Here is a 21,492-nt window from a genome sequence, read left to right as displayed (position 1 = left end):
ACGCTGTTCAGCGTTTAGGATCATCAAAAATTTCAGTGTACTGCTGATTGCTCCAGTAGATGAAAGCCAATATTTCAGCAATAGCTGTGTGTACTTCCGGTGGAATCGATTCGCCAATATCCAGTAGTGAGAAGATCTGTACCAGATCGTGATCTTCACGAATCGGAATACCATTCTCCTGAGCTACCCTGATAATTTCATCGGCGAGTAATCCGCTGCCTTTGGCTGCCAGCTTCGGCGCCTGATCAAGGTAGGGGTCCCACCTGAGAGCGACGGCCTGCTGTTTTTTCATACCAGCACATCCAGCAGACTGAATGAGGCAGGGCGCATGGTGGTTAGCTCATCAAAGCGGGCCTGTTTCTCAGCATCAGGTTTGGCTGGCGATGCCAGCAGGTAAACCTCTTTAAAACCGAGGCTCTGCAGGCGCTCCTCCAGGCGGTGAATATTCTCCTGAATGAAATGGCGAACGCCGGCATCTTCGTTGTAGATGCGGGCATGCACAGCTTTATCAGAGACATTGGCATCGACACGAAGATTGCCCAGTCCGCTTAACTCCAGCGCGAAGAGCACCGAGTAGGATTGATCAGAGCCATCGGATGAATCTTGCTGCTCTGAGTTCGCGCCCTGCTGCTGCACAGCCATCTGCACATTAATCATATGCTGCCCGACCAGCATCGGGAATTCGACACGAACAGGCTCACCTTGCAGGTTGGCCAGTACATTCAGTGCCTGACCGGTCTCAATGCGGGAGAGACTCTGCTGGCTGGCTTCGGTGATCAGGCGCAGTACTTCACTGTTCTGAATCTTGCCTGAGGCAGCTTGATCACCGGCCACTTGTGTCAGAATCGCTTTCAGGTCTGTAGTCAGAGGCTGAGCCTGTGCACCTTTTGCAATCATCGCCTGTAGTTTTGGTTCCAGTTGTCCCCCGGAGTCACGAATCAGTTGCCCAAGTCGTTCCCCATTAATCGGATAATCGCGACTGCTCTCACTGGCTTGCATCCAGTTCAGCAGCTGCGGCAACCCTTTGATGCTGGCCATCTCATTAGCTGGCATGGCAGGCAGAAGGTTCTTGATGGTGGTCAGGTTCTGGGCAACCGGTGTTGCACTTGATGCGAGGTTTCCCCGTACCACTGTCATCGCTTTTTGCGGGATGTTTTTGTGCAGCTGCAACACCTGAAATTCGCCAGGTGCTTTGATCATCCTGATCTCCAGCGCATCACCGGCTTTGACATGAGCCGGGGCAGGGGCCTCAACAATTTGGCCCTGAATTTTCAGCTGCACATTGCCACTGTCCAGCCGTTTTTGAACCACGGCCATCGTCTGCTCACCGGGTTTCATATTGAAGATGACAGGTTGTTGCGGTTTCGCTATCGAAACAGTTTTGCCTGCGACCTGCTGCTGGGGTTGGATCGTCAGTAGTGGTTTGTCACTGCCGGCTTGTGTCAACGTGGCTTTGATCGATTGGCCTACTTTGGCATCGGATATTTGCGTGGCGATCAGTTGCACCTTGGCCGGTTGTATCGTGCTCTGTTGTGTCTGGGCCTGCTCGGCTTTTGCCTGGCCTCCCTGCTGTGGCTGAACGGTGAGGGTCATGCGGCCATTTTCGATATGATCGACACGGGCAAAAAAGGCTTTGCCCGTCTGGATGGTTGCAGGTGCTTTAGAGAGTAGGTGTGCCTGCTGCAGAGCTTTGTGTCCCATCTGAGATATAGCTGTTTGCGCGGTTTTTCCGGTTGCCATTTTAGCGGCATTGAGCAAACCCTTTTCAGGCTGCTGAGCAGTGGTTTTGCTGCCTTTTCCAGCCTCTGCTTTGGCCGCACTCAACCAGCTTAGTTCAGTGCGTGAGCCCGTTGCAGTGGCTACTTTTTTGGCCACAAAAGCGACCTCTTTTCCATCCAGTGCGGCAGGCAACCCTTTGACGATAAATGATTCGCCTTTAAGTATCACCTTGAAGGTGTTGCTATTTTCACCTGTATTTTGAACCGGTGACTTCATCACCTCACCTGAGGTGAGTTTGGAGCTTTGACCGGAGAGAATCTGTAGAGGCAGGCTGCCGCTTTTTTGCAGAAGTGTGGAAGCCCATTGGGGTGCATCGGTGCGCATCTATCTATATGTCGGAAAAAACCGGCTCAGCTGAAGAGAGACCGGCCGAAGATGTGGCTGATATGATCGGATGAGCAAGGGGATCCTTAATGCTGGCTGCTCTGTTTCAGGGCTTTTTGAATCGCCTGACTCAAAACCGAGATGCGGAATGGTTTATTGATCAGTTCAGAGTGCTCTTCGTAGACCTCGGTTTCCAGTGGTTGGGTGCGGTCATAACCGGTCAGGAATATGATAGGTATCGTCGGGCTGATCGCTCTTATTTTTCTTGAGGCTTCAATGCCGGTCATGCCGGGCATCAGGATATCCATGAACACCAGTTGAATCTCATGCCTGTACTGCTCAAAAATATGAATGCCATTTTTGCCGTTATCGGCATCCAAAGTTTTGTAACCCATGCGGTGCAGTACCTCACAGGTCGATTCGCGAAAGATGTGTTCATCATCAATGACCAGGATTGTCTCGCCATTACCTTTGAGCAGGGAGTCGGCATGTTGGTTTGCTTTGGGTGCGGCAATCACTCTGGGCAGATAGATATGGAAGGTGGCACCGCAATCGGGCTGGCTATCCACTTCAAGGCAGCCACCAAGCTGGCGCATATATCCATACACCATCGGTAGCCCAAGGCCGGTACCTTTGCCGATTTCACGTGTGGTGAAGAAGGGCTCAAATATTTTGCTGTGGATCTCCTTGCTAATGCCAGAGCCGTTATCGCGAACCTGAATATGCACCAGATGGCTTGATGAGACATGTGGATATCTGCGCAGGAAACTCTCATCAACATCCAGGTTGTCTGCATCAATAGTAATCTGCGGGAAACTGATCTCTTCGGTGGCTGCACAGGCATTGTTGATCAGCTGCATCAGCGCCTCCTGCAGCTTGGCCGGATCAGCCTGAACAGTTGCAGTTTCAGCTGCTGCATCGAGACTATTCAACTGCAGATCGAAGTGGATGTTGCTGGCCAGTTTCGGTTGCAGTGCCAGTTGGAAGTGTTTCAGGAACTCTACGATATTCACTGGTTTCGGGCGCATGGAGCTTTTACGGGCAAAAGCCAGCATCTGCTCAATCATTGTGGCAGAGTGCTGAATCAGCGCCTCAACCCGACCAATGCGCTGCCGGGTAGCTGCATCTTTAGTCGACTGTTTAATCAGGAAGATATTACCGTTCATGCCCGCCAGTGCATTGTTGAATTCGTGGGCGATGCCGCCGACCAGTGTCGCCGTGGCCTCCATGCGCTGTGAGAGCTCCAGCTGCTCGGCTTCAGCCTGCTGCTTGTTTTTACGGGTGCTGATATCATTGATAATACCGTACATGATATCCAGCGTGCCATCTCTGTTGTAACAGAGGGTCACCGATTCACCGAACCAGCGTGTCTGGCCATCGATCTCCGCCTGATAGGCAAAATCGACGCGATCCTCCCTGCGTTTGATCGCCTGCATCAGAATCGCAGCGTTGCCAGAGCTCTGCGCACGGGAGTTGAGCCAGGACCAGAGCGGTTGATCAATAATCTCATCGCTTGACCGCTTGAGCAGGGAGATCGACTTGGATGAGATACCCTCATACCTGTTGCCATCCAGTGACCACCAGAAACAGGCGGGAAGTGCCTCCATCATATCAACAACGCGACTGCGAAGGTCATCGTGGGAGTGTTTCACTTGATCATAGAGCTTAAGCACCCTTGAGGCTTCATAGGGGAGATCGGTTAACAGCGATTCAATCTCATCCTGAGTTGTGGTTCTGTTTTCGACTGCGATCTGCAGCGCTTCTACCGGTTCAACCAGCTGCTTTTTCAGGCTGTAGTGCAGACCCTTTACGGCAATCAGCAGCAGGACCAGTAGAAAGACTGCAATCCAGCCCATAGTGGTTGCAATCGCTGTTTCAACCGGCAGATCAGTTTGATCTACAACATCAAGGATATAACCCGTAATGGTGCCGGAGAAGAGAAAGAAGAGTGCCACAAGCGAAGCCAGGAAGGCGATGCCCCAGAAAATAATAGTTGTGGTCAGCTTCTCTTTAAGCGTGTTGTGGCTTAACTGCAATCACTCCTCACTAGTCTGCTTATGTATGTGCACAGGTTTGAACTGAATCGAATCCCCACAGGTAAGATAGCGCCAGATGAGGTTGCCCGCAATTCCAGGAAGGCTTGGGATCTGTCGAGCAGCCTGTTTTTAACCTGCCAGAAAGGAGGCGATCTGATTAGGAAAAGCGCGTGTATCAACCGGTTTGGCGATATACCCTGAAAATCCCTGCTCAAGGATATGCTCTTTATCACCACTCATGGCATGGGCAGTCAGTGCTACGACAGGGGTAGAGGCGGTAGCTGGCAGGTTTTTGAGCTGCGCAAGCACCTTATAACCATCCAGGTCCGGCATTTGAATATCGAGAAGAATCAGATCCGGTGATATCTCCTGCACCTGCTGAAGGAATGTTCGGCCGCTGTTGAATGTGATGGCTGTGCCCTTGTGTGCTTCCAGCAGGGCAGTGAAAAGCATGAGTATGCTGTCAGTATCATCTACAACAGCTATTTTTTTTCCTGTTAGTTCAATCATAACATGACCACTTTGCCATATTGGCGATAGCATAGTTTGTTGCCGCCCTCTGATTTGCCCAACTGAATCATCTCATGGCAATGCTGCAGCTGTGTTTCAGCGGCTTCACCATCATCGGGAAACATGGAAATTGCGGCACAGGCGGTTATGCCTTTCTCTCCCAGCACCTCTTCACCGGGAAACGGGTAGGCCTCAATTAGATTTTTCAATCGTTTAACCACAAGCAGCGCCCCTTCAAGTTCGGTTTGCGTCAGGATCATGGCAAACTCATCAACACGGTGACGGGTGGCGATGTCCGAGCCTCTGAGGTTGTTCATGAAAAAATTACCCACCTTGCGCAGGGCGGCATGCACATATGCTTCGCTGGCATGTTTGCTGAAGCGGATAAAACCATCCAGATCAATGAGTACGCAGGCGAGGTTCTGACCATTGCGAGCTGAGCGAGAGAGCTCCTGGCCAAGTCGAATCTGGAAATAGCGATGGTTAAGCAGGCCGGAGATCGGGTCTTTGAGCCCCGCCTGATGCGGGTAGAGGGTCTCAAACTGCTGAATCTCCTGCAGCAGATGCTCTTTGGAAAAGCTCTCTTTGCTAACACAGTCTTCGATATGGCCCACCAGGCGCATGCGCTCAGCAACCGTTAACTCTTTGGCTGTCACCACAATGATCGGGATATCCTGTGTGTGCGGGTGTATCTTCAGCTTTTCCGCTACCTCAAAGCCATCCATGCCGGGCATCATCAGATCCAGCAGGATAATATCCGGCGCCATGCTTTCGGCCAGATTTAAGCCCTCCTGACCACTGGCAGCTGTATGTACCTTATAACCCTGAGCCGAGAGGGTGGCAGCATAGAGTTCACGGGTGCTCTGATCATCGTCAATGGCCAGTATATGTAGTGAGTTATGACGACTATGTAGCCCTTTGCCCAGTGTCTTGAGTTTGTTGGCAAGCTGCTCCCGATCAATCGGTTTGGAGAGATAGTCGGTGGCGCCAAGTGCAACACCCAGCTCCTCATTTTCGGAGACCGTACACATAATCACCGGAATAGCAGAGGTCTCAGCATCGAGCTTCAGCTCCTGCAGTACCTCCCAGCCATCTTTACCCGGCATCATCACATCCAGCAGGATCAGGAAGGGGCGTTTTCTACGGGCCACATCAAGTGCGTCCTCTCCATTCATAGCGTGGCAGACCCTGTAACCGGCATCGGAGAGATAGAGGGTGCTGATCTCCAGAGAGTGCGCATCATCATCAACCACCAGAATCAACGGCGCATCGACAGCAACAGTGTGAGGTTGCTGCTGAAATTGTGCGATATATTCACCGGTGGCTTCAGAGAGTTTGGAGATATCAAATGCACTGGAGGCCTCTGTCTGGGCAGGTAGCGTGAAGGTGAAGCAGCTTCCTTTGCCGGGAGTGCTCTCAACATCGATAGCGCCGCCATGCATTTCAACCAGCTGCTTGGTGAGTGTTAAGCCCAATCCGGTTCCTTCAAAATTGCGCGAGTGAGAGCCATCGGCCTGTTCAAACGGATTGAAAATAATCTTCTGATCTTCCGGGGAGATACCAATGCCCTGGTCGGTTACGGAGACATAAAGGGTGGTGTACTCCTCCTCCTCCTGGCCGCTGATATAGGAGGTTTTGTCGTAGTGGACTACAATGGATACTTCACTTCCTTCAGGGCTGAACTTGATCGCATTGGAGCAGATATTGTAGAGAATCTGCTTGAACTTGGTGCGATCAAGGAAGATGCCGGGGATATTGCTGTCACATTGTAGTTTCAGAGATACATTTTCTTTTGTCGCGTAGCCCTCAAGTACGAGGATGATCTCATCCAGCAGTGTTGTCACATTGATCTTTTCAAGTTTAAGGCTCATTTTTCCAGCCTCGATTTTGGAGAGGTCGAGGATGCCGTTGATCAACTCAAGAAGATGTTTGCCTGAGAGGTTAATATTCTTGAGATACTTGGACTGTGCCTCATTGAGTTCCCCGACAAAACCATCGAGCAGAAACTCCGAGAAGCCGTTGATGCTGGTGAGCGGGGTGCGCAGTTCGTGTGACATGTTGCTGAGAAACTGTGATTTCGCCTGGTTAGCACGAATCAGCTCCTCGTTTGTTTTAGTCAGATCACCGGTGCGCTCCATGATGCGGGTTTCCAGATGTTCGTTCAGTGACTTAAGTTCACGTTTTTCATCTTCAATACTCTGGAACAGGCGCGCCTTCTGAATCGCATGTGACGCCTGATTTCCCAGTAGATCAAGAATGGTAACCTGATTATCATCGTAGTTGCGCGGCGAGAAATCGTTCACATAGAGTATGCCCACGATCTCGTCACCGAGTGCCAATGGCAGCGCCACCAGCGCCTCGACACCCTCATTGGCTAAAATGATGTTGAGCGCAAATTCATCGGATTCGGACACATTGGGAACCACGAACGGTTTGCGCTCGTTGAGAATGCGCTCAGTCAAGCCGCCTGTTCTGACAAGCCAGGGCTCCTGTTTCTCAAAACCTTCGCTAAAACCTGATGAGGTGTGAAGCGATAGCTCCCTGGTTGATTTGTTATACAGAGAGATTGTTCCGGCAGGTGAGTTGGTGACTAAAAGTGCCTCCCGTAATACCAGCTTAAGCATCTGGGTCAGGCTGTTGGTGGTATTAAGCCGCCGGCCAAGACGATTGAGCTTTTCAAACTCGGTGAGCATGCGCTCCACCTGCTCCTTCTCTTTTTTACGTTTGCCAACCTGATCATAGAAGAAGTGTGCAGCCTTGCCCTCCATGATCTCCACATCAGAAGAGAAGTGCTGACGCAGCATCTCTGAGACTTCAGCGGAGCCGGTCACATTGATCACCATGTCGCAATCGGGAATCTTTTCGATGCTTTGGCAGATCGGGATGGCGAGTGATGTTGCCAGCGTCAGGGCCGGTGCATCAGGGCGAGCATCTGAGATGGCAACGACTTCGATATTGCTGTCATCCTGCAGCACATTGAGCAACGCCAGGCCGCCGCGACCTGCACCGATGATCGCCAGTCTAAAGGAGTGGGGGCTCATGCAGCTTTTGCGTCAGGAAGAAAGTGTTTTACACAGTTCAATACTGAAGGGATATCAAAGGGTTTGCTGATGTAGTCGGTTGCCCCTCTGGCCAGTGCAATATCTCGCTCTTCATCTTCAGGCAGGGCGCTGACCATGACAACAGGCAGATCATTGCCATATTTCTCGCGCAGACGGTCGAGCACCTGATAACCGGTCATGCCGGGCATGGTGATATCCATCAATACCAGTTGAGGTCTGCTCTCTTCAGCAAGGCTCAGTGCATGGGTGCCATTGGCCGCTTCACGTACCGAATAATTGGCTGATTCAAGCACAGCAACCTGCATCTCTCGAATCGCATCATTATCGTCAACAATCAGTATCATCCATTCACCCTTTGAGAGAAGAAATTTTGACGCAACGTCTAACGGCTTGTTTTTGCAATGACAAGCTCTTAATTTCCATCATGCGTGTCATTAATTTGGCGAAAAAAGGTTAGTTTGAATTTTTCATCCGGATTATTGTGGAAAAAATGTCATATTCTCAACATGTCAAGCAGGTGCGGGGTAGATTCTTCAAGCTTTGCTCTGCTTGCCGATAGTGTGAAATTGCGTAATGTCCGTAATCGATGTTGGTGGTAGCTTTGGCTGCCTGTAAAGCTGTTTTTTGAGGGGTAATTGCAATGTTTGGACTTGGAACTACGGAACTTATTTTGATTCTGATCATTGTCGTGGTGCTGTTTGGCGCCAAGCGGCTGCCGCTGGTGGGCGCAGGCCTTGCCAAGGGCATCAAGAGTTTCCGCACCAATATTGCTGATGACGATAAGAAAAAAGAACCCACTGACGAAGAATCTGTCGATAAAAAGTAACCAGCCTCAAGGGAACAGACCGGGAATAGAAGCTTATGCCTGATATTGGACTGCTGGAGCTGCTGCTTGTCGGTGTGATCGCCTTTCTGGTTTTGGGGCCTGAGCGCATGCCGGAGCTCTTCTCCCAGGTTGGCCGTGTTGTTCGCAAAGGGCGCGGCTGGATCTCGGATGTGAAACGTCAGATCGATGCAGAGACCGCACCACTGAGTTCTCCCGTTACCGAAATCAAAGATGCACTCTCAGAGAGTGATATCATCAGCTTTAACGAAGAGCTGATGAAAAAGAGTGGCCAGGTGATTGATCCTGCCATTGCCAAGGGTTCTGCTGAGGCTGCCGAAAAGGTGGCGACTGAAGAGCCTGAAGTGAAAGCGGATGAGGCTCCCAAGTGAGCAAGGGTGAGATGACGCCGCTGGATGATGAGGAGAGCAAGAGCGAACCGGCCTCTATTCTCGCCCATCTCGGTGAGCTGCGCCGTCGTTTTAGTATAGCCATTGTTGTTTACATCATCGGTGTGATGCTGCTGATGAACTTCTCCGAGCCGGTGTTTGATTACATCTCCATGCCGATGCGTGATGCATTGCCACCGAATACACCGCTGGTATTCCTGAATGCACCGGATGTCTTTTTCACCTACCTGAAGATCGCACTGGTCTTAAGCCTGTTTGCCACTGCTCCGGTCACGCTCTACCAGTTCTGGGCCTTTGTTGCGCCGGGCCTCTATGCCCATGAGCGGCAGGCATTTGTCTCCTACTTTTTCGGCTCACTCGGCCTGCTTCTGGCCGGTGGTGCTTTTGCCTTTTATATTGTATTTCCGCTGATCTTTGAGTTTTTCCTCGGTTTCTCCACGGAGAACATTCAGGCCATGCCTGCGGTAAAAGAGTATCTCTCGCTGGTGCTGAAATTGTTGTTTGCCTTCGGCGTCAGTTTCCAGATTCCGATAGTCATCATGCTGCTGGTGCGTCTGAATATTGTGGATGCTGAGTCACTGGCCGATAAACGCCGTTATGTGGTAGTCTGGGCTTTCATCTTTGCAGCCATCCTTACTCCGCCGGATATCATCTCACAGGTACTGCTCGGTGTTCCGATGATGCTGCTCTATGAGGTTGGTCTGTTTCTGGCAAAAATGAAGAAAGAAAAAGAGGAAACTGAAAATGTCTAAATTGACTGTCGCTCTGTTTGCACTGATCACACCATCACTGGCACTGGCCCATAGCGGTCACGGTCATGTCGATACTGCATCCATCTGGCACTGGCTACTCGAATTCGATCATATCGGCTGGATTGTTCCGGCTGCAATCGTTCTGATGCTTGTGATTAGAAGCAGGTCAGCAGACAGCAATAGCTAAACTGCTATAAAAACCTGACTGTATGGCTGAGCGTCCAGTTGTTTTGGGCTATCAAAATTGCAGGTTGTAAACCGGTGTGAGGCCAATGCCTTTAAGTTCGATCTCCATTTTCTGATGACTGCTGATCAGATGCGAAGTGGCCTTAAAGGTGAGGCTGTCGACCAGAATCTCTCCGCCTTTGGCGACGCTCTCAAGCCTTGCTGCCAGATTCACATGCGGTCCGATAGCTGTAAATGCGCGTCGATCATGGGCACCAATAATGCCCAGTACCGCTTCACCGCTGGCAATGCCAATACCTACCTCCATCACGTATTTCCCCTGCTCACGGCGCGACCGATTTAAGGCGGCGACATCACGTTGAATTTTATAAGCAGCCCGAAGCGCACTCTCAGCAGGCGCCTCTCTATGCTGGACACCAAACACAGTCATTGCACCATCACCGGTTATCTTATCGATCAGGCCATGCTCATCCAGAATAGGGGGGATCATCTTCGTCATGTACTGATTGAGTACATCCATTACATGCTGGGGATCATAAGCCTCATTGAAAATGGTAAAGCTGCGCAGATCGATAAACATGGTTGTGATGTTGCGGCGTTCGCCAGAGGCATTAAATGTTAATCTCCCTCCGACACTCAACTCGGCAATGGTGGAACCCATATAACGATCCAGGGTCTGCTTCTGCCGGTCTTTAAGCAGACTGAGTTCATTGGCATTCTGTTGCTGCAGCTGTTGCGTATTAACCTGCTCGCTGACATCAAGAAAGAGTAGCCATGAGACGCCATCGATAAGCAGATGGTGGATATCTGTGTACTGCCCATCTTGTAGCTCTATTTGTGGCAGAACAAACGGTTGATCAAAGGATTGCCCGCAAAGAACGAGGAAACGCTCCTCCAGTTCACTACCGGGCTTGAGTACGGGTTCGGCGAGATAACGCGGCCAGTCGCCGCCCGAATCGGCCACGGCGCGGCAATCAGAATCCAATTTTATCCATGCCGGCGAAGCGTGATTGATATAGAGATCAGCTAAATAAGAGAAGAGAACATCCGGCATCTCCGGCGATGTCATGGCAGCAGTTTCTCAGCCAGTCTGCTGAATGCGGCATCAACATTCTGGCCGGAGCAGGCACTGGTCAAAAAACATTCCCAACCCTTCTCCTGCATGGCCTCCATATCACTCTCGGCGAGTTGCCACTCATCCTGTAGATCGCATTTATTCAGTAGAACAACAAAGGGGATATCACCTGCTTCTGTGCGTATGCGCTCATGCAACTCGCAGGCTGCAGCGATGGTGCTCTTACGCGTGCCATCGACTACAAGCAGATAGGCGGCAGTGCCACGCATGTATGCTGCAGGCACCTTTTTATTGCTCTCTTCACCATGAATATCCCACAGCATCATATTGATGGTGACATCACCGATCTGCAGGTTTTTCCTGTCGATTTTCACACCCATAGTGGAGAGATACTTTTCGGAGAAGATGCCTTTGACAAAACGGCTGACCAGACTGGTTTTACCCACCGCAAAAGCGCCCAGCAGGCATACCTTTTTCTGCAGCGTCAGGCTCAAGGCAGTGGCTGCCACTTCAGGTCAAGATCTACCGCCCATTCAGATGAGCGCTCTTTCTGTCCGTGGGTGCGAATCCATGCCGAAGGAACACCTTGCGCTGTCAGCAGGGTTGTAACGTGTTTTGCACGGCTCAGCGCCAGAGCATGAGCCCTATTGGTCAGTAGTCCTGAATAGCCTGTGATCTCGATATGTGCCTGCGCCATCTGCATGAGAGCGCGCTGCTTTTTCAGCGCCCGTGCCAGCTGCGAAATCATCTGCTCTTCGCCACTCTCCAGCTGGCTGCTGCCAGCTCTGAATTTTAGTTGTACACGGTTTAGCTTCTTCTTCAGTGCTGTCAGGGCTGTTTCTGCCACCACCAAAGTTTGTTGATCATAACCCAATAATCCTTTGATACTCTTGGCGCGTTCGATGGCCTGTTTGACCCAGACTGAAGAGGCGATGCCCGTTACACTCAGGATGCGCCTCTCTACACTTAAGGTGACGCTATCCGGTGGCAGAAGGGTACGTTTGGCCTGCTGTAGAAGCTGTCTGTCACTCGGGTCTGTAGCGAGGGTTTTCAGTTTGCTGGTGTCAAAGCCCTTGATGCCACTGATTGCATGAGCCTGTTGTTTGGCATTGCTAATCCATTTCGAGGTGGCTCTGCCGCTGGCAAATAGTTCAGCATGTTTTACCTTCAGTCGTACTGATGATGGTGGTGCCAAAATCCTCCTGGCTTCAGCCAGAAGGTAGCTGTCAGAGTCCAGATCAATCACTGCAGAGTCATCATAAGCGCTGATGCCGGGAATCTTCTTGACGGCGGATGCAGCAGTGACAATCCACTCATGGTGTGCACTGCCCTTAGCCAGCAGTGAGTGCCCCTGCATATTCAGCTGAACCGTTGCCGGTGGGGCGAGCCTTTTGCGGGCAAGCTGCAGGAGGTAGTCCGGTGAGTCAGTGAGGATCAGTTGATCGCTGCGCAAGCCGGTGATGCCAGCCATGGCTGGAATCATCTGAATGGCTCGCTCAAGCCAGGCTTGTGTGGCAATGCCTGAAATCACAAGCTCACTGCCATCTAATAGAAGTTCGGTTTCATCTGTCGGTGCCAGTAGTTGGTTGGCCCGTTTGATGATCAGTGCAGGCTCCAGTGATTGATAGGGACTCCACAACATCTGCACATCTTCATCGGAAAACTGGTGCTCATGCAGCAGAGGCTCCGGTGCATCAGCCAGTGGATCACGCAGGCCGGAAATCTGCAGGGCACCATCATGATCGGCGGAGCGGATGACAACCATGCCGGGTACTGCATCCAGAGCTTCGACAAGAACTGTTTGTCGGTGCGATTGATATGCTCCCCAGGATAACCAGCCAATCAACGCTATTGCTGCCGTTGAGAGAGCCAGAATCGCCTTCGTGTTCGAGCCTGAGCCGGTCGTGGCTGATTTTGATAGCAGACATCCATCCAGTTCAGGACGGACAGCACTGAATGGGGCTGCATCACCATCGAACGTATTCAGACTCTCTGCCATTTTCTTGTGAATGGCTTCACTGCTCTGTTGCAGGGTATCAGGGAAGTCAGCTGGGGCATTACCTCGCACTACTGCGGCGATAACAGCTTTCGAACCCGCCTCAATAAACACTTCCATGCTGCCGATGCGCAACTTGTCGATGGCGTCATTTTCGCCCACCTGAAAGGAGTCGCGCACAAAATCCTGAATTGCGGTCAGCATACTGGAGACCAGGTCGGCATCCTTGTTGGCCGCCTCATCAAAACTGATATGTTGCAGCAGCAGGCCACTCTCTTTGTGAATAAGGAAGAGCTGTTCAACACGGTAGGCCAGCGTATGCAGCATGACAATCTCTGCGAAGGAGCGGCCGCTCTGCAGTGCTTCCAGTCGCCACTTCAGCCCTTTAAGGGTGAAGGAGTGCTCCAGCATCTGATTGAGTGACTGCACCATGCTGTTCATGATCGATACAATCGATTTTCTTATGGCGGGCGCCATGACAGGGAAGAGCGCCTCTCCCAGTCGATCAGGGTTGCTACGCACCGAACTGTAGAGCGCTGATTCAACGGTCGGCGTCAAAGCATCTCTCAAGGCATCAGGTGCATGCTGCTGATTGATGGTTACAGCACGGTGCAGGACACGCCCTACATCAGCTGCTTGCAGCTCAGGGTTATGCAGGTGCTCCTGAATTTCAGCCAGTTGTTCGGATTCATCAGCCAGAAGAAGTGCTTTTAAGCGCTTCAGATCACTATCTTTGCTCTCATCCTGATTTGACTCGATATTTTCTGTCTCTTTCATCTCTGCTTACGCAGTCCCGGACAGGATTATTTACCCGCAGGAATGGGGAATTCGTCTTTCAGGCGCAGGGATACCTCTGAAAAGAGTTCAGCCAGAGCCACGCGATCGGTTTTACTCTCTCGCAGTTCATTACTGGAGCGTGTTAGCGCAGCACTCAGCTGCTCTCTGGTTGCATCAATGTCACTGCTCAGGTTTTTAGATTGATCCAGCAGTTGCTGACGCAGATCGCGATTATGTTTGGCCATCGACTCATCCAACTGGCTGATCTTACGCAGCAGCTCTTTGGATAGGTTCTTGATCTCATCCTCAATATTCTTTGTCTCGGTTTCTCGTTCATCGCGCTCGGAGATGAGACGCTCATTAAGTGCATCAACTTCACCGCGCATATAGGTTTCCAGTGCTTCAACCCTGTTGTTAACCTCTTTGCGAACCGTGGCGAGTTCACTTAGCAGTCGCTCTTCCAGACGCTGAAAGCGACTTTCATAATCACGCATCTGTGATCCGAAAATAATATCTCTGATCTGGTCGACGTTGCCGGCTGAAGCGAGTTCAGGGCTCTCTTGTGTGCTCTTGGTTTCCTTCGATTGTGCAGTCATTTCCCCTCCTCAGGCCTTGACGATGAACCTCTATTATTGAAAAAAAGATGATAGAAAGCAATTGTTTGTAGCCATAAGGTAGAATTTACATCATCTCCCTGTCGAGTAGTCAGGTAACAAAGATATAGATCTGCTGTCAATGTGAGGCTGCTTGATTTGCAGATTTTACCGGTTTTATAAAAGAATGGACCATAGGGGAATATTCATCGTGGTAAGAGATCTGCTCTGAATCTATACTCATTCTATGACTCTACGGATATGCGTCGTGATCTCTCTGCTCCTTATGGGTGCCGGTTCAGCCCATGCAGGGGAGGCTGAGAGCGGCAAATTCCGCAACTGGGTAGATTCATTCAAGAGTGATAATTACGGCCCATTCACGCATATCCGCTGGTTTTGCAAGGATGGTTCGGTGTTGCCGCCCGGAGAAAATGTATGCAGCAAGCGCGGTGGTGGCAGGCAGTACGGTCTATTAAATAGTCGCGCTGTCGAGATGCGCAACCGGGGTTATCTGATTGCCAATGTGTTGGCAGCAGCCTCGCCAGCGCAGTTTATAGGTTCTGATGCGCAGCTTGATGAGCTTAGTCAGATTCTGTTGGAGCAGTTCCTGATTCGTGTTGATGATGGTTGGGTTTTTCGCCGTTCCCGCTTTTTTCACCGTGGTGCTGTACAGATTGAGGATGAGCAGGTGGCAGCGACAAGAATCTTGCTGGCACTGCTGGCTGACCCGTTATGGCGAACACCTGAACGCTTTCTTCTGTTGCGCGAGTCGGTACGCAGACTGCCACTGCCGGGTCCACAGCGGTTGGCCACGAATATTCGACAGGCAGCAACTGATCTCGGCAATCAGGATCCGGGTTTTCAGAATCTACGTGTCAAAATTCACTCGCTTCCCGATGATCAGGATGCGACTCGTGTTCGAGCCTATGCCGAACGTGCGGGATTGCCGGAGCTGCTGGATTCCTATGCGCAGCTGGCTGAACTTCTGGATGTTTTTTATGCCCCGCGCACAGGTTTGAGACAGTTGGCACAACTGGCCAGAGAGTCCTCAAATCCTGATCTTGTTCAGCAATTAAAAGAGACAAGAGATCTGCTCGATGCTGGTCGTGATGATGCCGTCACAGTGGCGGAGTTGGCAGCCAAACTGCAGTTCTGGCGGCAGCTGTTGCAGGGAGATCACGACTACTCCAAATATGATCGTCTGCGCCTGCTGCAAGGTTCACTGATCGTGGAGAGGGAGACCTTTGTTCGCGGCAACCGTCTGCTGCAGGCCTATCCTGATGCCAGCCGAGCCTCCCGCATAGGCTGGTTGCGCCAGCTTGGGGCGGCACTTTATGGCACAGGACTTCTGTCTGAGCGACAGTGGCGGGCCTTTCATGGAGAGCTGGATGCGTTGTTATCGAAGAGCTCTCTCCCTGCAGCCGACTATTATGATCGGCTCAGTTATCTGGCGCGCGTGCCGCAGTGGTCACAACAGTTACTGGCGTTTCACTTCTCTGCTGCAGTGAACCGCTGGTATGCACTCACGCCGCTAACTGGCCGGCTGGTGCCGGATCGGTTGCGGGAGAGTCCGCTGCTGCCTTTCTCACGTATAAGCGATCAGCTTATGGCTGATGCCGACCGGTTGGCCGGTATCAGACACACCCTCTTTGGCCGTCAAATTGATAGCCGCTTGCGCGCTCTTAATCCCGGCCTGAAACGCGGGGTTCTGCTGCGGGCTCCTGCCCATGGCGAGCCACTGCGCAGAGATGGCATCTATATTCTACCCTCAACCACGCAGGAACTGACGCCGGTGGCAGGCATCATTACCAGTGGAGAAGGTAGCTCTCTTTCGCATGTGCAGCTGCTGGCACGTAATATGGGGATCCCCAATCTTGTTGCCGATGAGAAGCTGTTGGCAGCGATCGATGGTCATGTTGGTGAAACTGTTGTGTTGGCTGTGAGTCGGCGCGGCAGGGTCTCTATTGAGCGGGATAGCCCGAAGTGGGACAAGCTGTTTGGCAGCCAGGCGATGACTGCTCATGCCCTGATTAAAACTGATCTGGAGAGGTTGAATCTGGATGATCGCAGAATGCATTCGCTTGGCAGCCTGAGGGGCAGGGATTCAGGTGTGATTGCAGGACCAAAGGCCGCCAATCTCGGCGAGTTGCGCCATCACTATCCAAAACTTGTGCCACCCGGGCTGGTGATCCCATTTGGTGTTTTCCGACGCCACCTCGACAAACCACTGTATGATGATGGGCCATCTGTCTTTGCATGGATGCAGTCAGAATATGCGCGGCTGAAGTTGATTGATGATAAAAAGAGCAAGGCGAAGCAGACCAGCGTTTTTCTGAGCAAGCTGCGTCGATGGATTGTTAGCACTGATCCCGGTCATGAGTTCCGAAAACAGCTGCGTTTTGCCTATGTACGCATATTCCGCAAGTCAGGCGACCGCGGTGTTTTTGTGCGTAGTGATACCAATGTCGAGGATCTTCCCGGTTTTAGTGGTGCCGGACTGAACCTGACTGTTGCCAATGTGGTGGGCATAGATGCGATTGTGGCGGCAGTGCAGCAGGTGTGGGCCTCTCCCTTTAGTGAACGCGCCTATGCCTGGCGGCAGGCGCATATGGCTGAGCCACAGCACCTCTATCCTGCCGTGCTTCTGCTACAGAGTTTTGCTTCGGAGAAGTCGGGTGTGATGGTGACAGCCGATGTTGACCGGGGTGATCGGGGCTGGCTCTCCATCGCAGTCAGCGAGGGTGTTGGCGGTGCAGTAGAGGGGCAGGCTGCTGAAGAGATCAGGGTAGAGCGCAGTTCAGGCCGGGTGCGTCTGCTGGCGCAGGCTTCGGCACCGGTTCAGGTACGACTGATTGAGGCTGGTGGTATCGAGAGGGTGCAGGCCAGTGGGCGGGAGAGGCTGCTTAGCAGTGATGAAACCGAACAGTTGCGCCATCTTGCAGCCGATGTCGAAAAACGTTTCCCAATGCCACGGGATATTTCAGGTAAAAAAATGGCGGCAGATATCGAGTTCGGTTTTGCCCACGGCAAGCTTGCCCTGTTCCAGCTGCGTCCTTTTGTTGAGAGCAGGCGTGCCATGCAGAGCCAGTTGCTGATTGCCATGGACAAGGAGCTGGAGAGGTTCGCCTACAGACGTGTTGATTTGAGAATGAAACCGCAGGAGGCGTGGCAGCCATGAAACCGCTTATGTTATTGATGCCGTTGTTACTCTCACTACCGGGATTGCTCAACGCCTATCCCCTTGATGGTGCTGAGCAGACCGGCATTAGCCGGCTGCAGGGTTATCAACTGGCTCAGCAGGGTGCGGTGGCGGGTAACAAACTGCCCGGTGGTGCACTTTTGGATCAGAAGCAGGTGCGGTTGCATCTGCAGGGATTCAGGGATGACCCGCTGCTTCATCCCGATGCCCGGCTGAGTGAGTCGATCATCAAACTATTGGGTGAGGATGCTGTTCACTACAGCGTCAGTCTGCTTGATCTCACCGATGTGCAGCGGCCACACTACGCTGAGGTGCATGCTGACCGGATACGTAATCCGGGCAGCCTGGGGAAACTGGTGCTGGCACTGGCTCTGTTTCAGACCCTTGCTGATATCTATCCTGAAGATGTCGAGGCCCGGCAGGCGTTGTTGCGTAACAGCATCATAACAGCTGATGCATTTATCCGAACAGATCATCACAGGGTGCCATTCTGGCAGCCGGAGAAGAAGCGTCTGCTCAAGCGTCCGATTGTTGAGGGTGATAGTGCTAACTTCTGGAGTTATCTGGACTGGATGCTCTCGGCCAGCTCCAATGCTGCAGCCAGCATGGTGCTCAAACATATTATGCTGTTAAACCGTTTCGGACGCGATTATCCGGTCAGCAAGGAGAGAGAAGAGGCCTATTTCAATCAGACTTCGAGACGGGATCTGGGCAGGAGCCTGACCTGGTTGCTACAGCAGGCTGTGCAACGCAATGGCCTTGATCCTGAGCGCTTGCGCCAGGGTGGCTTCTTTTCGCGTGAAGGTAAAAGGCGTGTGGCCGGCACTGACAGTGTCTGTACGACACGTGAACTGATGCGATTTTTGCTGCGTATGGAGCAGGGGAAGTTGGTGGATAGCTGGTCCAGCCTGCAGCTTAAACGACTACTCTATATGACCGAGCGCCGCATCCGTTACGCCTCTGCCGAAGTGCTGAGTGATTCAGCCCTCTATTTCAAGTCAGGCTCATTCTACAAGTGTGAAGCGGAAGAGGGTTTTGTCTGTCGAAAATATGCCGGTAACAAACTGAATGTGATGAATTCAGTAGCCATAGTGGAGACTCCTGAGAGAGATCTCCACTATATGGTGACGATTACATCAAATGTTTTGAAGAAGAACGCGGCCCTGCAACACCAGCAGCTTGCGACGCGTCTGCATGAACTGATCCTGCAACTACACCGGGATGCAGATCAACAATGATCTCGTTCATCGCCTGAATCAGACGGGTCATCCATTCGCCACCCTTAGGGTTATTGGCCAGTGCCACAGCAATATAACGACGGCCATTGTGTTCAATCAGGGCGCTGTCGGCATGGTAGTCACGCCAGCTGCCTGATTTGCGGAAGATCAGCGCATCAGGAGAGCTCTTGCTCAAACCTTTAACAAACTTGTGATTGATGCCGGGATTGCCGAGCATGGTTTTCATCTGGCGTGAATATTCAGGTGAAACCAGCTTGCCTGACTCCAGCATGTAGTAGAAACGGGCGGTCTGCAGGGCGGTAGCACCATGGGATAGGTTATGCAGAGGATCGCGATGTTTTGCTACGCCGGAGGCGTACTCTTTACCGACCCAGAGGCCACCATTGTGTTTGGGATCGTAGAGGCGGTATTTGTCTGATTTCAGAACCTGATTAATGTAGTTGATACCTACAGTCCTGATCATCTTGGTTGCAGCCCGGTTGGATGAGCGGCGAATCATGCTGGTCATAGTCTGACGCATATCATCGGTGAGTTTGAGTTTGCCTTCGCGGATGCTCTCGAATGCAGCCAGCAGAATGGCAATCTTGGGCAGGCTTGCAGCATACATCATCTCATCGCCATTGATCTGAGCCATGGCAGGCGTATTCGGATCGGTGATATCAACCAGAGCAACAGAGAGTTGTTTGTTGCGGGTGGCTCTTGTCAGGTGGAGATCGGCAATACTCTGCTCAAGAAGCTGCTGAATCTGGGGGTTGGATTGCTGGCGCAGAGGTTTGTTAAAAGAGTCTCCGGCAGTGGCCATCTGTGATGTTGCCAGCAGAGCGGCGCAAGAGAGGGCTAAGGCAAGTTTTGTTTTCATTTCTCTACCTCCATACCCCAATCTTTGGCGCAGTGTAGCGATACTGTTGCTGTTTGGACAACCTAAAGCCTTACTACTGCTCATTTTTGCTTCACACTTTGAGGTATTCATGGTCGCAACGCTGGCAGCCGATGACTACTGTTGATGTGAGTTGGCTTACTTTTGCAAAAACTGTGCCATTGTGACACGGGAGTGCTATTGCTCTATCTTTTCAAATAGTTAGCTCTGTTTTTGCACTGTGATAATGAGGGGATGTATAGCGCCAGAGTGGAGTTATTTGCCGATTCGAACGGACTCACCGGCATAACTGTTCTCAAACAGCTCCAGCATATCTTCACAGCACATACGGATGCAGCCGTGCGAGGCGGGAGTACCGATTTTCTCCTCTTCGTGGGTGCCGTGGATGTAGATATAGCGGTTATGCGTATCCACTCTGCCACGCCGGTTTTTGCCGGTTTCGCATCCCGATAGCCAGAGAATACGGGTAAGAATCCAATCTTTTTTCGGGTCATCAGTTTCGGGGTCGTAGATGCAGAAGGGTTGGCGTGCCCTGAATGCAGTGCGCAGTGGCAGGCCGTGTCCGATCTTCTCGGCAATGCGGTGCCTGCCCAGTGGTGTCTGGAAACTACCCGAGAGGTTGCCGGTGCCTCTGCTAGCAGTGGAGACAGGGTAGGCGTACCAGACGCCGGTTTTGCGACGCTGGTATAACATCTGCTCGGATACGGAAACGATGATCATGGCGTCAGTGTAACCTGTCGGATTCGCGAGTACATGTTCCATTGTTTCCGGCACTCTCTTCGCTAGAGTGCTTGACCTCAAACGGAGCGATATCCCATACGCATGAAAGATCGACACGAACATATACTCGGCGAAGTGGTACGGGCCTACCTGAATACAGGCACTCCTGTCGGATCGCGCACGCTCTCGGAACAGGGTGAGCTGAGCCTGAGTCCGGCATCGATCCGTAATGTGATGGCTGAGCTGGAGCGGCAGGGCATGCTCAGCTCTCCACACACATCCGCCGGACGAGTACCTACCGATAGTGGACTACGCTATTTTGTCGATTCGCTGATGGCGGTTGATCCGGATGTGAATCAGCAGCTTGCAGCCTCTGTGGCAGGCCATCTTTCGAGCACGCCTGAGCGAAACATTCTCTTGAAAAGAGCAACCGATGAGCTGGCGAGCCTGACCCATTTTGCCGGCATGGTATGGGTGCATGAACAGGGCTTTAATCGTATCAGTAAAATCGAGCTGGTGCCGGTCTCCTCCGAGAAGCTGCTGGCGGTCATCGTGACCGATTCGGGTGAAGTACAGAATCGTCTGATAGCACGCCCCCGGGATATCAGTGATACACAGCTGCATGAGATTTCACTGCGACTCAATGAGTTGCTCTCCGGCTGCAATCTTGAAGAGGCACGCTTAAGACTGCAGCGGGAGATGGAGACAGATCGACTGAAAGTCCGTCATCTGGTTGAGGACTTGAAACGCTGGGCCGATGCCCCTACAGAGGGGCAGACAGAGATGTTTGTCAGTGGCCAGCGCCAGCTGCTTGAGATGCCTGAGTTTGCCGTGGTAGACACGATCCGCTCGCTGATGTGTGCCATTGAAGAGCGCGAGCAGCTCCTGCATCTGGTTGAGCAGGTGGAGAGTGAAGAGAGTGGCGTGAAGGTGTTTATCGGTAGCGAGCATGCACTGGTGAACATGGAACAGGTTTCAGTGGTGTTGTCGCGTTATGAGGGGCCGGCCAATCTTGTTGGTACGCTCGGTGTGATCGGACCAAGGCGCATGCATTACGAACGGGTAGTGCCGATAGTGGATTGTACAGCCAAGTGGGTGAGCCGAATGCTTGCCGGTGGCCTGCAGACAAAATAGT

At 52.0% G+C, this 21,492-nt stretch carries 19 protein-coding genes; 7 read left to right on the top strand and 12 right to left on the bottom strand.

Translation table 11 applies throughout. The features are described 5' to 3' along the window. Positions 1-7: 7 nt before the first annotated feature. From F3F96_RS06240 to F3F96_RS06215, 6 genes are all read right to left on the bottom strand, one after another. Positions 8-292 (bottom strand): EscU/YscU/HrcU family type III secretion system export apparatus switch protein, encoded by a 285-nt coding sequence (locus F3F96_RS06240; RefSeq protein ID WP_176962391.1) that lies wholly within the window; start codon positions 290-292, stop codon positions 8-10. After that, complete coding sequence (locus F3F96_RS06235; protein ID WP_176962390.1) at positions 289-2,103, bottom strand: flagellar hook-length control protein FliK; 1,815 nt, start codon at positions 2,101-2,103, stop codon at positions 289-291. The genes F3F96_RS06240 and F3F96_RS06235 overlap by 4 nt, the downstream gene beginning before the upstream one ends. A gap of 86 nt (positions 2,104-2,189) precedes the next feature. After that, on the bottom strand, positions 2,190-4,139 hold the full coding sequence (locus tag F3F96_RS06230; protein WP_176962389.1) for a response regulator: 1,950 nt from the start codon (positions 4,137-4,139) through the stop codon (positions 2,190-2,192). Between the two features lie 129 nt (positions 4,140-4,268). Then, the gene (locus tag F3F96_RS06225) at positions 4,269-4,649 is read right to left on the bottom strand and encodes a response regulator (protein ID WP_176962388.1); all 381 of its coding nucleotides are present in this window, start codon (positions 4,647-4,649) and stop codon (positions 4,269-4,271) included. Continuing rightward, positions 4,646-7,690: a response regulator gene (locus F3F96_RS06220; protein WP_176962387.1), complete on the bottom strand. Its 3,045-nt coding sequence runs from the start codon at positions 7,688-7,690 to the stop codon at positions 4,646-4,648. Before F3F96_RS06220 ends, F3F96_RS06225 begins: the two co-directional genes overlap by 4 nt. Next, positions 7,687-8,055 carry a response regulator gene (locus tag F3F96_RS06215; protein ID WP_176962386.1) on the bottom strand — a complete coding sequence of 123 codons (369 nt, stop codon included), beginning with the start codon at positions 8,053-8,055 and terminating at the stop codon, positions 7,687-7,689. Before F3F96_RS06215 ends, F3F96_RS06220 begins: the two co-directional genes overlap by 4 nt. A 296-nt stretch (positions 8,056-8,351) precedes the next feature. Between F3F96_RS06215 and tatA the strand changes: the two genes are divergently transcribed. From tatA to F3F96_RS06195, 4 genes are read left to right on the top strand one after another with little or no spacing between them, the layout of a single operon-like run. Further along, positions 8,352-8,537, top strand: coding sequence for a twin-arginine translocase TatA/TatE family subunit (gene tatA, locus F3F96_RS06210; RefSeq protein ID WP_176962385.1), 186 nt, complete (start codon positions 8,352-8,354; stop codon positions 8,535-8,537). A 35-nt stretch (positions 8,538-8,572) separates the two neighbouring features. Beyond that, positions 8,573-8,926 carry a twin-arginine translocase TatA/TatE family subunit gene (locus F3F96_RS06205; protein WP_176962384.1) on the top strand — a complete coding sequence of 118 codons (354 nt, stop codon included), beginning with the start codon at positions 8,573-8,575 and terminating at the stop codon, positions 8,924-8,926. After that, the gene (gene tatC / locus F3F96_RS06200) at positions 8,923-9,696 is read left to right on the top strand and encodes a twin-arginine translocase subunit TatC (RefSeq protein WP_206675284.1); all 774 of its coding nucleotides are present in this window, start codon (positions 8,923-8,925) and stop codon (positions 9,694-9,696) included. Before F3F96_RS06205 ends, tatC begins: the two co-directional genes overlap by 4 nt. Beyond that, a complete protein-coding gene (locus tag F3F96_RS06195; protein WP_176962383.1) occupies positions 9,689-9,883 on the top strand; it encodes a hypothetical protein in 195 nt (64 codons plus the stop codon). Before tatC ends, F3F96_RS06195 begins: the two co-directional genes overlap by 8 nt. Before the next feature lie 51 nt (positions 9,884-9,934). Here F3F96_RS06195 and F3F96_RS06190 read toward each other — a convergent pair whose 3' ends face one another. The 4 genes from F3F96_RS06190 to F3F96_RS06175 are packed head-to-tail and all read right to left on the bottom strand — an operon-like array spanning position 9,935 to position 14,326. Beyond that, positions 9,935-10,951, bottom strand: coding sequence for an adenylate/guanylate cyclase domain-containing protein (locus F3F96_RS06190; protein ID WP_176962382.1), 1,017 nt, complete (start codon positions 10,949-10,951; stop codon positions 9,935-9,937). Further along, positions 10,948-11,451: a Rab family GTPase gene (locus F3F96_RS06185; protein ID WP_206675283.1), complete on the bottom strand. Its 504-nt coding sequence runs from the start codon at positions 11,449-11,451 to the stop codon at positions 10,948-10,950. The genes F3F96_RS06190 and F3F96_RS06185 overlap by 4 nt, the downstream gene beginning before the upstream one ends. Next, the gene (locus F3F96_RS06180; protein WP_176962381.1) at positions 11,448-13,730 is read right to left on the bottom strand and encodes an OmpA family protein; all 2,283 of its coding nucleotides are present in this window, start codon (positions 13,728-13,730) and stop codon (positions 11,448-11,450) included. Before F3F96_RS06180 ends, F3F96_RS06185 begins: the two co-directional genes overlap by 4 nt. Positions 13,731-13,756: 26 nt before the next feature. Then, a complete protein-coding gene (locus F3F96_RS06175) occupies positions 13,757-14,326 on the bottom strand; it encodes a hypothetical protein (RefSeq protein ID WP_176962380.1) in 570 nt (189 codons plus the stop codon). A gap of 244 nt (positions 14,327-14,570) precedes the next feature. Here F3F96_RS06175 and F3F96_RS06170 point away from each other — a divergent pair, with 244 nt between their 5' ends. Together F3F96_RS06170 and F3F96_RS06165 are read left to right on the top strand one after the other, a co-directional pair. Then, positions 14,571-17,501 carry a PEP/pyruvate-binding domain-containing protein gene (locus F3F96_RS06170; RefSeq protein WP_176962379.1) on the top strand — a complete coding sequence of 977 codons (2,931 nt, stop codon included), beginning with the start codon at positions 14,571-14,573 and terminating at the stop codon, positions 17,499-17,501. Further along, positions 17,498-18,760, top strand: a complete 1,263-nt coding sequence (locus tag F3F96_RS06165) for a serine hydrolase (RefSeq protein ID WP_176962378.1) — start codon at positions 17,498-17,500, stop codon at positions 18,758-18,760. Before F3F96_RS06170 ends, F3F96_RS06165 begins: the two co-directional genes overlap by 4 nt. Here F3F96_RS06165 and F3F96_RS06160 read toward each other — a convergent pair. Both F3F96_RS06160 and F3F96_RS06155 read right to left on the bottom strand, forming a co-directional pair. Beyond that, positions 18,654-19,619 carry a serine hydrolase gene (locus F3F96_RS06160; protein WP_176962377.1) on the bottom strand — a complete coding sequence of 322 codons (966 nt, stop codon included), beginning with the start codon at positions 19,617-19,619 and terminating at the stop codon, positions 18,654-18,656. The two genes, F3F96_RS06165 and F3F96_RS06160, sit on opposite strands and share 107 nt — an antisense overlap. A gap of 273 nt (positions 19,620-19,892) precedes the next feature. After that, a complete protein-coding gene (locus tag F3F96_RS06155; RefSeq protein ID WP_176962376.1) occupies positions 19,893-20,357 on the bottom strand; it encodes a L,D-transpeptidase in 465 nt (154 codons plus the stop codon). Between the two features lie 102 nt (positions 20,358-20,459). On the opposite strand from F3F96_RS06155, the gene hrcA reads away from it, so the two are divergent. Continuing rightward, positions 20,460-21,491, top strand: a complete 1,032-nt coding sequence (hrcA, locus tag F3F96_RS06150; RefSeq protein ID WP_176962375.1) for a heat-inducible transcriptional repressor HrcA — start codon at positions 20,460-20,462, stop codon at positions 21,489-21,491. Position 21,492 lies beyond the last annotated feature (1 nt).

The sequence above is a fragment of the Mariprofundus sp. NF genome (assembly GCF_013387455.1).
Taxonomy (GTDB): domain Bacteria; phylum Pseudomonadota; class Zetaproteobacteria; order Mariprofundales; family Mariprofundaceae; genus Mariprofundus.
This window is presented reverse-complemented; position numbering and strand designations above follow the sequence as displayed.